Source organism: Pseudoalteromonas sp. NZS100, from assembly GCF_015864815.1.
Taxonomy (GTDB): Bacteria; Pseudomonadota; Gammaproteobacteria; order Enterobacterales; family Alteromonadaceae; genus Pseudoalteromonas; species Pseudoalteromonas distincta.
Genome location: NZ_JADYWM010000006.1, coordinates 41,132 through 53,617 on the forward strand (window position 1 = coordinate 41,132; position 12,486 = coordinate 53,617).

General features: G+C 39.1%; 6 protein-coding genes. 2 read left to right on the top strand and 4 right to left on the bottom strand.

Annotated elements, in window-relative coordinates; genetic code table 11:
* Nucleotides 1–415 precede the first annotated feature (415 nt).
* Nucleotides 416–658, top strand: a complete 243-nt coding sequence (locus tag I6E69_RS07925; RefSeq protein WP_002959734.1) for a hypothetical protein — start codon at nucleotides 416–418, stop codon at nucleotides 656–658.
* Between the two features lie 357 nt (nucleotides 659–1,015).
* Here the strand turns inward: I6E69_RS07925 and topA are convergent, their stop codons facing one another.
* Together topA and I6E69_RS07935 are read right to left on the bottom strand one after the other, a co-directional pair.
* Nucleotides 1,016–3,724, bottom strand: a complete 2,709-nt coding sequence (gene topA, locus I6E69_RS07930) for a type I DNA topoisomerase (RefSeq protein WP_149602799.1) — start codon at nucleotides 3,722–3,724, stop codon at nucleotides 1,016–1,018.
* A gap of 249 nt (nucleotides 3,725–3,973) precedes the next feature.
* Nucleotides 3,974–7,276: an Ig-like domain-containing protein gene (locus I6E69_RS07935; RefSeq protein ID WP_197120999.1), complete on the bottom strand. Its 3,303-nt coding sequence runs from the start codon at nucleotides 7,274–7,276 to the stop codon at nucleotides 3,974–3,976.
* 193 nt (nucleotides 7,277–7,469) lie between these two features.
* Here I6E69_RS07935 and I6E69_RS07940 point away from each other — a divergent pair, with 193 nt between their 5' ends.
* Nucleotides 7,470–8,804 (top strand): dicarboxylate/amino acid:cation symporter, encoded by a 1,335-nt coding sequence (locus tag I6E69_RS07940; RefSeq protein ID WP_024606768.1) that lies wholly within the window; start codon nucleotides 7,470–7,472, stop codon nucleotides 8,802–8,804.
* A gap of 96 nt (nucleotides 8,805–8,900) precedes the next feature.
* On the opposite strand, the gene sohB is transcribed toward I6E69_RS07940, so the two are convergent.
* The gene (sohB, locus tag I6E69_RS07945) at nucleotides 8,901–9,917 is read right to left on the bottom strand and encodes a protease SohB (RefSeq protein WP_197121000.1); all 1,017 of its coding nucleotides are present in this window, start codon (nucleotides 9,915–9,917) and stop codon (nucleotides 8,901–8,903) included.
* A gap of 100 nt (nucleotides 9,918–10,017) precedes the next feature.
* Nucleotides 10,018–12,447: a VolA/Pla-1 family phospholipase gene (locus tag I6E69_RS07950; RefSeq protein WP_197121001.1), complete on the bottom strand. Its 2,430-nt coding sequence runs from the start codon at nucleotides 12,445–12,447 to the stop codon at nucleotides 10,018–10,020.
* Between the last annotated feature and the right edge of the window lie 39 nt (nucleotides 12,448–12,486).

Consider the following 12,486-nt stretch of genomic DNA (forward strand, 5'->3'; position numbering starts at 1 on the left):
TGACTTTTAGTTTCACCATTTAGACATTCAGTTAAAGCAAATAATACGGCTGATATTACAAACTTAAAATATCCTCATAGTAGAAATAAACAATGACGCTTATCCATTTCATTTTTGAACCTAAGAAATCAATTTTCCCTAAAACAATCTAAAGGTTATTAATATAAAGCGTAGAATCAGGTTTTCGTAGCTACTAAATATATTACTCCAGCTAATAATGCTGTACTTACTAAAGTTAAAAAACTGACAAGTAAATTACTCATCCTCACGATAAAAAAATTTCGTTATCTTTTATTTCAATTTCGATTAAAAATCAGTATACCAACAGAGTTGTTCTGGATTGGGCACTACTGATTTATATCTAACTTTAAACTGGATAAATCAGTCATCACACCATTTTTTTAGGAATAAACGAATGAAAAAAGCATTGCTAGCATTAATCGTAGCACCACTATTTGCAGTATCTGCGACTTACGCGGTTGCAGACGATGCGCCAACAGCTTCAGCCGAAATGATAAAAGAATACACAGAAATGTGTGTTAACTGGGCTAAAGATGATGACGTAAGCAATGAAGAGCTAAATGCCTACGTATTAAAATGCGTAAATGATGAGCTTGAATCTGAAGGCTATAAAAAAGTATCTTCTGTTAAGATTTAATTATACCAATTACATTTAATTAGTGATCTATTAAAGCGCTAAGAATATAGCTCAATAGCTAAGCGAAAAAACATGACATATATTTGTTCTCGGCAGCTGCTCCCTGCAATGCCTACTTTCTGCATCTACGCAGTCATATATGAATAGCTTTTAACGCAGTAACTGAGTTATTTAATACGCTAAAATGACCAGGTTTTTAATCAAATTGGTAACACGCTTAGGTGAATGTACTGCTAATAAAGCCGTTGCGAAAGCATTCAACTAGGCACAAAAAAACCGGAATAGACACAAGCTGTGCATTCCGGTTTTTTTATGATTTTTTAAATCTACAAAAACTATGAATAAGCAATAACGTGCTTATTCATCTTCTTTTTTAGCTTTCGCTTTAGGCTTAGCTTTAGCTGGTGCCTTTTTTGCAGCTGCTTTCTTTTTAGGCGCTGCTTTTTTCTTCGCTTCTTCTGTCCATTTACCTGCTTCATAATGAGCAGTCCAGCCGGTAGCTTTACCGTCAACTTCAGTCATAACATACTGAGATTTATTTTTACGGCTATAGCGTACAACAGCAAGATTACCATCAGGATCTTTAGCAGGTGCATCTGCTAAGTAATAAAACTTAGGCGAGATACGGTCTCTAAAGCGTTTTAACTCTTCTACCTTAGGTGCACGTGTCTCACGTGACTTAGGAAAAGTATTTGCGGCTAAAAATATACCCGCAGCGCCATCACGTAAAACAAAATACGCATCTGACTTCTCACACTCTAATTCAGTAATGTGAACAGGATCTTCTTTTGGTGGAGCAGCCTCGCCATTTTTAAGTAACTTACGTGTGTTCTTACACTCGTCGTTGTTACAGCCAAAGTACTTACCAAAGCGACCCGATTTAAGTTCCATGTCAGAGCCACATTTATCACATTCGATAATTGGTCCGTCGTAGCCTTTAATTTTAAAGGTACCTTCTTCAACTATATGCCCTTTACATGCAGGGTTATTACCACACACATGTAGTTTACGGGTTTCGTCAATTAGGTATGAGTCCATTGCAGTTTCACAAATAGGACAACGCTTCATCTGCATTAATTTTTCGGTTTCTACGTCTTCGACATCAGCAGCAACCGCTTCATCGCCCGACACTAAGTTCATTGTAGTAGTACAACGCTCTTTCGGTGGAAGGCTGTAACCAGTACAGCCTAAGAAAACACCGGTTGAAGCCGTACGTATACCCATTTTGCGGCTACATGTAGGACATTCTATATCGGTTTCAACCATCTCATTAAGACGCATGCCGCCATTCTCTGGCTCGTCTTTAGCGACAGTTAGTTGCGTTGAAAAATCAGCATAAAACTTATCTAAAACTTGAGTCCATACACGCTCGCCTTCAGCAATGTCATCTAAACGACCTTCCATTTTAGCTGTAAAATCAAAGTTCATTAAATCAGTGAAGTTTTCAACTAAGCGGTCAGTAACAATTTCACCCATTTTTTCAGCAAAGAAACGGCGGTTTTCTACACGTACATAACCACGATCTTGAATTGTTGATATAATCGACGCATAAGTAGATGGACGACCAATACCACGCTTTTCAAGCTCTTTTACTAAACTAGCTTCACTAAAGCGAGCTGGCGGCTTAGTAAAATGCTGCTTAGGATCAAGTTCTATTAAAGTAAGTATTTCACCTTCTTTAACAGCTGGCAGTGATTGATCTTCTTCGTTCTTTTTACGCACCGCAGGTTGTACTTTTGTCCAACCATCAAAGCGAAGCACGCGGCCTTTTGCTTTGAGCTGGAAATCGTTAGCTGCAACAGTCAGTGTTGTTAAGTCGTATTCAGCAGGTACCATTTGACACGCTACAAACTGACGCCAAATTAGCTCATACAGCTTTTTAGCATCGGCATCTACGCCTTCGATATGACCAGACAACACTGTAACGCTTGAAGGACGAATTGCCTCATGCGCTTCTTGTGCATTGCCTTTAGAGCTATAGTTAATTGGATCTTTTGGTAAATATTTAGCACCAAACTCGTTCGTTACATACTCACGACACATTTCAACCGCATCTTTTGAAAGATTGGTTGAATCGGTACGCATATAAGTAATATAACCGCCTTCATACAAACGCTGAGCGAGCATCATAGTTTTCTTAACGCCATAACCTAGGCGTGTACTTGCCGCTTGTTGCATGGTTGAAGTAATTAATGGCGCACTTGGGCGACTTTTACTAGGTTTTTCTTCAACGCTAATTACTTTGTATTCTGCATTCTCAAGGCTTTTAACAGCTGCGCTAGCCTGAGCTTCATTTACAGGCTTAAATGCCTTTCCTGCTTGTTTGGTTACTTCTAAGCGTAACTCAGACTCAGTATTCTTAACATCAGCGTGAATATCCCAAAACTCTTCAGGGATAAATGCCTTAATTTCACGTTCACGCTCAACTAATAAGCGTACCGCAACAGACTGAACTCGTCCTGCAGATAGACCACGTGCAACTTTTGCCCACAACAAAGGAGAAACCATAAAGCCTACAACACGGTCTAAAAAGCGTCGTGTTTGCTGAGCGTAAACCATGTCAGTATTAAGCTCGCCAGGTGTTTCGAAAGCTTGCTGTATTGCGTTTTTGGTAATCTCGTTAAAAACTACGCGCTTATACTTTTCAGGTTCGCCGCCAATGATTTCTTGAAGGTGCCAAGCAATTGCTTCCCCTTCTCTATCCAAATCCGTTGCGAGGTATATTTGATCTGCATTTTCAGCCAGCTTTTGTAATTCTTGAACAACCTTCTCTTTACCTGGCAGGATTTCATAATGCGGCTCCCAACCTTGCTCAGGATCAATACCCATACGCGCGACCAGGTTAGTATAATCTCGTTGCTTTTTATACGCTGCTTTCTCTTCAGGTTCCATTTTGCGAACTTCTGCTGGCGTTTTAGTTGCCGGCACTTTAGCTTTGCTCGAACCTGAAGTAGGTAAATCACGTACATGCCCAATACTGGACTTTACGATGAAGTCATTACCTAAGTATTTATTAATTGTTTTAGCCTTAGCAGGTGACTCTACAATTACTAGCGATTTGCCCATAGTTGCCTATTTCTAACCAAATATTAAAAATGTGTTTTGCCGACATAAGCGGCGCGAATATTTATAGGTATATCTACAAACACTAGTTGTTACAAGCTTTTAATACAAACTTTTCAGTATTTACTGAATAAACGAACAATTTTTGTCGTTAAATTAAACAAACAGGTGTTTTTAGATTAATTGATGTGGAATATATAGAACAGAAACAAAAATGCCAACCTAAAGGTTGGCATTTTTTATTTTAAACGATTATAAATCGTCGATTACTGAAACTGAAAATGGCGAAACTAAACCTGAAGGAGCTTCAACTGAAATGTTTAAGCTACCCGATGGACTATCGTTACCACCTGTCAAAGGTTCCCGTTTAATACCAAAAGAAACACCTACTGGAACAAAGCTCGTAGTATTAGGAAATACATAACTAGTTTCGCCAGTAATTTCACCGTTATCAGTACTAATAGATACCTCAGTACCTGCAGGCATAGGATTATTATACATATCTGCAATATACATAATCAGACTGACACTACTAGTCCCTGTTGGACTCTGGGTTAAATCTATTTCACTGACTTGACACATCTGTTGGCTTGTTGGATCAGCTTGTGAGCGACGTACTAATGGGCTCGCTGGATCACTGTTTATATGCACCTCAGATGCTGTTACGCCTGCAATAGCCGAGCAATCATCAGCATAGGTTACTAATCTAAAGAATGCCGCATCACCCGACATAACAATCTCTTGGTTTTGAAATACATTAACCAATTGACGGCTACATAGTCCTGCGGTTTCGTCTTCTTCACGACATAGTAAACCATTGTATAAACCGTTTTGGGTAGTCCAAGAGCCATTACCATCAAAATCTACGAACTCTTCAAACTCATCACCTGTTGAATTGTCACGAGAACATGGGTCTGTTCCATCACTACAATCTTTGCCGCCAAAAGTACCATCTTCATTGTTATCAATAAAAGCTTCTGGGATATCAAATAAATCATCAAAGAAGTCTTCGCTATCAAAGTAACCATTACCATTTAAGTCTGAAAAAGTCTCTTCACCAATAGCATATGCATGAACGGTTGCTCGTCCACCAAGTGGTAAATCTATTGTAAGATCATTATTTAAAATACCTAATGGGCACGGTAATCCACCATCACATTTTTGAGCAATTGTATTTTCGTACATTGAATCAGTAAAAGGACGCGGGTTGCTACTTGTCCAAGTAACGCTACATGCTCCATTCGTTGTAGTACAACTTGGCTCAATAACTCCACCTTCTGTAATAAAAGTAACGGCTGTACCATCTGGAACAGGATTATTAAAGTGATCGGCTAAACGTGCGTTAACCGCTACTGTATTACCATCAACATTTAATGCATGGGGATTGAAAATAGAACGCGATAGCGAAAAACTATTTTGATCAGCTATACCTGTACTAACAACAAGAATATCTGAAGGGGCTGTTACAACAACTGTATTACCTTCTACCTCTTCTTCACTTGATGCAATAACACGTACAGGTGTTGCAATCGAACCCGATAGTACTGATGTCTTCACTTCGCCACTGGCATTAGTAATAGCGCTGGCAGTGCCTAATGTAATGCCACCTACAGCAGTTGAAAGTTCAAAGTTAACCGTTCTTGACGCTAAATCGTTCCCGTTTGAATCCACAAGTTTGAAAGTCACTTCTGAAATTTCAGTACGGTCAGCACCACCTGTACCTTTTAATGCAATTACAGGCTCTGTAACATCTATAAACTGTAAAAAACCAATATTTGCAGGTGATACATTAATTGTAGTATTTGCAGAAACGGTATCTCCACCAGTAATAACCGTTGCTGTAATAATATCACCACCCACACAAGTTAAAGGGCGATATGTAGAACGTGCAAATCCACCAATACTAGTCACTGTTTCATCAATTGATGCCTGCCCCGAACTTACACAGCCCGATGAGAATTCAACCGTTAATGGAGTTGTATATAACTCACCATCTTTAGAAATTTCAATAGAAATTAGAGCCGTAGCCCCTGCCGCTAATAGCTCATCATCAGCAATAGAACTCGAAATAGAAATTTCAATATCTACCGCAGCAATCTGAAACGCTTTAGTCAAGTTACTATCAAGTACAGAAACGGTGATTTCACCTGCCCCTACATCTTGCCCAGGAACAATATCGAGTAGTGCGATACCATTTGCATCTGTAATTGCAGTGCCTGTTGAAGGAGTAATAGATCCAATAGTAGTAGTAGCGGTTACTAAAGCTTGAGTAAGTGGTGTTGTAGAGTCTTCATTAGTCACTTCAATAAATAAAATAGCTGAAGAATCACCTGAAATACTTGTTACCTCTTCACAGAAACTTGCATCTCTAGTTGTTTTAAAATCAACCGGACAGTTTTGCAAAATTTTAAAATTGATATCCGCAGTGCTTTGATCTGGGTTTACAGCATCGCCTCGGGTGTAAAAGCCCAACGTTTTCTCCACACCTTCATACTGTGCGGTTATTAAACCAGCACCTTCGACAGTACCTGAAGTTAAATTAAGTGAAGCTATACCATTTTCGTTTGTTAATGCTGTTCCAATGCTTGGAATAAGATTACCTAGGGTAGAAGAAAAATTAACAACGGCCCCCTCTACTTTAATACCATTACCATCAAGAACAGTTGCTTTAACCACACCACTATCGGCTGCACTAATGGTACTAATTTCGGTCAATGAAGTCGAAGATGTAAGACTCAATCCTATAGAAAAGTCTAACGACTCACCCTGAACGGGTGCATCACCTTCGGTAGTAAATGTATAACCATCAGAGCTGTAAACAATGTTTTCATTATCAGTGTAGGTTGCAACTATAGAACCTGCACCAACTTCTGTACCAGCTAGAAGGCTTATTGTTGCAATGCCTTGAGCATTTGTTAGTGCTGTGCCGTTAGTTGGATTGATTGTTCCTAAACCAGTGAGTACGAATTCAACAAGCTTAAATGCAGCAGGCTCTCCATCAATCTCTAGCTCAACTTGAACAGTAAGAGGGTTTGAATAATCAACATTACGAGTATTCTCACCTGAACTGTTTACAGCTGTGATATTTAACTGAGGTTCTGTTGACGCGGTACCATCAGATTCAAAAGCAAATGTATCCGTGTAACTGACACTATCAATCGTAAAAGTGGCTGTAACTTCACCTGCACCTGCACTTGAACCTGCTATTAGCTCAATAGTCGCTACGCCATCTGATTGAGTAAGAGCGGTACCTGCTACTGGGTCTAGCTCACCAATAGAATCCGCTAACGTGAATGTAATACGCTCGCCAGACACTGCATCACCATCTTCATTAACTAAACTAGCTCTTAATTCTAAAGGAGCATCAGCGGTAACACTATTCGACTCAGTATCACTCGCTTTCAAATAACCTTTCAAACTTATTGTATAGGTTGATGTTTCCGTCGTGGAATCACCATCACTAATGGAGCCGTCTTTTTCAAGTGACCCACCGCCACCACAGGCTGTGAGTAAAAAACTTAGCAATGAAATGCCGAGCAGTCGCATTAAAGGCATGAACCTCTCCCTAGCGTTGTTATTATAATCAAAATTAATTTTCACTTAATATTAACCTATAACTTAGTCTAAAATCTCAGTTTTTTATTACTTTTTTGTGCAAAATAATTTTAAATAAATACCAATTTTTTCTGTAGTAAATATTTCCTTGCTGGTAGTCTATGGCAAATTTATAAAATGTAGATCAGGGAATATGTCAAAAATCCGTTCAATGAGTTTAACCACTCGCATCATGATTGGTATGGCGCTTGGGGTTGCAGTAGGTTTTATATTTCAGGCTATATTAGCTGGTGAAGACGATTATCTAATACCACTTGGGTTATTCTCTTTGCCAATTAAAGCCTTTTTTGTTGATGGTATTTTCCATGTTGGTGGCCAAATATTTATTGCCAGCTTAAAAATGTTAGTTGTGCCTCTTGTTTTTGTATCGCTCGTTTGTGGTACCTGTAGCTTAAGCGACCCTAAAAAACTAGGCCGCCTAGGTGGTAAATCTATTGGTTTATATTTATTAACTACAGCTATTGCTATAACAGTGGCGATTACACTTGCCTTATTATTTAGCCCTGGTGAAGGCATCAGCCTACCATCTAATGCAACTTATGATGCTAAAGAAGCGCCTACCCTTGCACGTGTAATTATAGATATGTTTCCTACTAACCCATTTGAAGCAATGGCCAAGGGTAATATGCTTCAGGTTATAGTGTTTGCACTATTATTTGGTGTAGCAATGGCATTAAGTGGTAAAACAGGCAAACGCGTAGCAAGTGTTTTTGAAGATTTAAACACAGTAATCTTAAAACTAGTTACGCTGTTAATGAACATTGCACCTTATGGCGTGTTCTTTTTAATGGCAAAACTATTTACAACAATTGAGCTTAACTTAATTGTTAGCCTAGCCAAATACTTTGGCGTTGTAGTGCTTGCGCTGTTATTACATGCTTTCGTAAACTACACATTGCTTTTAAAAATATTAACGGGCTTAAACCCGCTTATTTTCTTAGCAAAAATGAAGCACACATGCTTATTTGCATTTAGTACCTCGAGCTCAAGCGCAACTATGCCTATTACACTTGAAACTGCTACTAAAAAACTAGGTGCTAATAACTCGGTTGCCTCATTTACTATCCCACTGGGTGCTACCATTAACATGGATGGCACTGCTATCATGCAAGGTGTGGCTACCGTATTCATTGCACAAGTGTTTAGTGTAGATTTAACAATTTCTGATTATCTAATGGTTATATTAACAGCAACACTTGCCTCTGTAGGTACAGCAGGCGTACCTGGTGTTGGTTTAATAATGCTGGCCATGGTACTTAACCAAGTTGGCTTACCTGTAGAAGGGATTGCAATTATTATCGGTGTAGACCGCTTGCTAGATATGACACGTACAGCAGTTAATGTAACCGGTGATTGTATGGTTACCTGTGTTGTGGCTAAATCTGAAGGGGAACTTGATGAGAGCATCTTTAACGACCCTAATGCAGCTAAAGACTTAGAAGATTATCATAAGTCTATTGACTCATAAGCTACATTTATACAGCTATAAAAAAACCTTGATGCAATACATCAAGGTTTTTTTTCGAGTAGAAAGAATTAAACTGAATCGTAAAAAAATTCTAATCTAAGGATTTAGGGATTTAAATTTTGAGAGTAAGTTTATTCCCACTTTATTTACACCACTACTCAGGCCAAGAGCTAGCTTATCGCTTAATCCCTTTTTAATTTTGTATTTAATCTTATAAATTTGGCGCTCATGTTGCTGCTCCAGCAATGCATCATCACTTGTCTTTATAACATCTACCAAACCTTTATCAATCGCTTGAGTTGCAAACCAATGCTCGCCTGTCGCAACTAAGTTTATATCTAAGCTTGGGCGTTGAGTGCTTACAAACGTTTTAAATAAATCATGTGTTTGTTCAATTTCTTCACGAAATTTTTCACGGGCCTTATCTGTGTTTTCACCAAATAAAGTAAGTGTACGTTTAAACTCACCTGCAGTTATTTGCTCAAATTCCACATCATTTTTCTTTAATATTTTATTAAAGTTTGGTATTTGAGCTATCACACCAATAGATCCAACTATGGCAAAAGGGGCTGCAAGTATCTCATCGGCTACACACGCCATCATGTAACCACCGCTCGCTGCTACTTTATCAATTGCAACACTCAAAGGAATACCGGCATTTTTAATACGCTGTAGCTGAGATGCAGCAAGTCCGTAGCCATGCACTACTCCGCCGCCACTTTCTAAACGAATAAGTACTTTGTCTTTACTTGGGTTAGCAATAGAGATAATGGCTGTTATTTCTTCTCGTAAGCTTTCTACTTCGTGAGCGTCCATACTACCTACAAAGTCAATTACATATAAACGAGGTTTAGGCTCATCTTTATCTGCTTTTTTACTTTGCGATTTAAGCTGTTTTTGGTGCGTTTTAAACTCTTTTTTACCCAGCGTATTTTGTAGAAAACTTTCTTTAAGATCGACTAATTGCTCTGATATGTCGTCAATTTGTATTTCACCTTTTTTGGCTTTAGGCTTAACTGCAGCGCCAACTATTAGCATTAGAATAACTGCAATAGCGATAACAAAAGTAATTGTTTTAGCAAAAAACAAACCGTATTCGTATAAAAATTCCAACTGGTTTCTCCATTTATAAATTTCAGCTAATTTAGCATGCTTTAAAGCAAAAAAAAGCCACTTTTCAGTGGCTTTTAAAGGTTAATTATTTTACTGGTTATTAATCAGTCACAACCTCAGGGTTGGAAACTAATAACATTCGACCGCGAGCAGCTAAGTAAGTAGCTACTTGCAACTGCATTTCTGTATTAGCGGCAGCACTGCCTTCAACAGTTGCAGCTTGTGCAGCATCTTGAGCTGGCGTTAATATAGAACCATGATGCCCTTTAGTAAATTTAACTAAGTAGCTTGTTGGTGTTTCACTCAATGCTTGCGAAGTACTTACTGTTTCAAGACCCATCAAGTTAGCTAATGGGATTGTGCCAGAAATAGGATTATTAGCTGCCATTGGTGGTATCACTTGGTCAGGCTTGTTATCAACACCATCGCCCACAACAACATTAGTATAAACAGGAGTGCCTAATGCTTTCACAGTGGCTGCGTAATTAGTTGGATCGCCACTATCAAGTGCTGTTTGCGCCGCAAATGCAAATTGAGTAAACACTCCTTGAATATTAGTAAGCTTACTTGTTTCACCAGCTGTAGTTAACGAAGCTACATACTCGTTATAACCACAGGTTAAATATGCTTCCATATCTGGCAATACTGCACCACAGTTAGACACTGCATCAACTTGTAAATACGCGTTAAACTCATCAGCTTCTGTTGTACCTGCTTGTGAAAGTACTGAACCTTGAATAAATGGACCAAATGCAGCTGATTCTAGTAAGAAGCTAGCTATACCGCCGCCGCCGCTTGCAAGTGCTACTGTGTTTACATTAAATAATGGGTCAACGGTTGGCGCTAATGGGTTATTAGCTTGTGCAATAAATGCAGGGGCTACAATAGAGCCTAATGAATGACCAATGTAAGTTACATCTTGCGCATTAATCGTTGCATCATTAATAAAGTTTAGACCTAAACGTAAACCTAATAAATCAGCCGCTGATTGACGTAAGCTATCACGCGCAACAAGTAATGAACTTAAATTCATGTAACTAAGCACAGAACCCGTTGTTGCATTAAAGTCGTCTGTTCCATCACCATCAACATCTATTCCACGCTCACCATGTCTTGGATGGTCAATAGCAACTGTTGCAAAGCCTTGAATAGAAAGCTGCGCCGTTAAAGCAAGCATACTTTCTTTTTGTGTTGTAATACCGTGTTGCATAATAACAACTGGCCATCCGCTATCAGGCATTGCGATAGGATCTAATTGTAACTGTGCACGTACACCATTAATTATTGGTAAAATAGGCTTAGTAACTTGCACTGGCACATTTGCCATGCTTTGTACTTTTGGAATGGAGTTATATTTTGTTAAATGACGTGTGCTATCTAGTCCTAAGTCACGTAATTGCCCGTCACTTAATGCAGAACATAAACCATCATTTTCACTAATAGGATCTGTCGGAAATGCATCACCAGCAACGGCCTTGTAACCGATTATTGCCACCGCGTTATCACACATACCTTGCCAATATGTATCACTTAAATCACTAATATCAGTACCCGTTGGTGTACCTAAATACATCGGTAGCATAATGCTACCTTTTTGATATTGAACACCAGAGAAAGCAGCAGACACTTCTACACCCTGAGAAGCAAATACCTGTTGTACATTTACCATCGGTTGTTCAGGAACTTGAAGCGCAGGCGTTGGCATCGCAGGCTGTTGCAAACTTGCAGCTAGCAATTTTTTAATTGTCCCAAGTACTGGCCCCGCAGACTGAATAGTCATTGCGCTAGAAAAAATAATATCTTCTTTTGTTATATTTCCTGAACTTACAACTACATTTTCGTAACTGTTAACAGCGCCCTGCAAACCAAGTTGGGCTTCTGTAATTAATGGCGCTTCTTGTTTAACCAGCCCATAAGTAGAAGAAGGCTCGATAGAACGCCCTAATGAATCTTTAAGACCAGTAGTTAGTACATTGATGTATGAGCTACCTGCCGTAAATGGTTTTAAAGGAATAATTGCAACGGCATCACCAGAAGCTTGAGTAACAAAATCAACACCAAAAGTAAGCTCACCGACCAATTTACAAGCTGTACCGGCAGCAACAACTGAACATTCTGCGTCAGTTAAACTTGCACCCATTACTACTTCAAAAATGCGAACTGTACCTGGTGTCCCAGCAGACGTTTCATCTAAACTCACATTTGGCGGAAATGTTAAATCGATTTTATAAGGAACCTGCGAAGACCAACCATCAAGTGCACCTAATGCAAGCTGAGGGTCAGCATAAGCTGCTCGAGAAATAGACACATTGTCGTCATCTAATTCTCCAGGAATATTAAGTGTACCGTCTTGGGTTCCACTCATTAATAAATCATTAGGTACCGATAAGATACCTGCAGCAGGGTCAAATGTAACCGTTGCTGTTGGAATAACGGTTGCTGTGTCGTTCTTAACATCTTCTAACGTTTCTCCGCCGCCACAACCTGCCAAGGCAGCTGTAACAGAGAGTGAAAGTAGCATTTTTTTCATATTGTTGGCTCCGCACATATTTTATTTTTATAGTGTGTT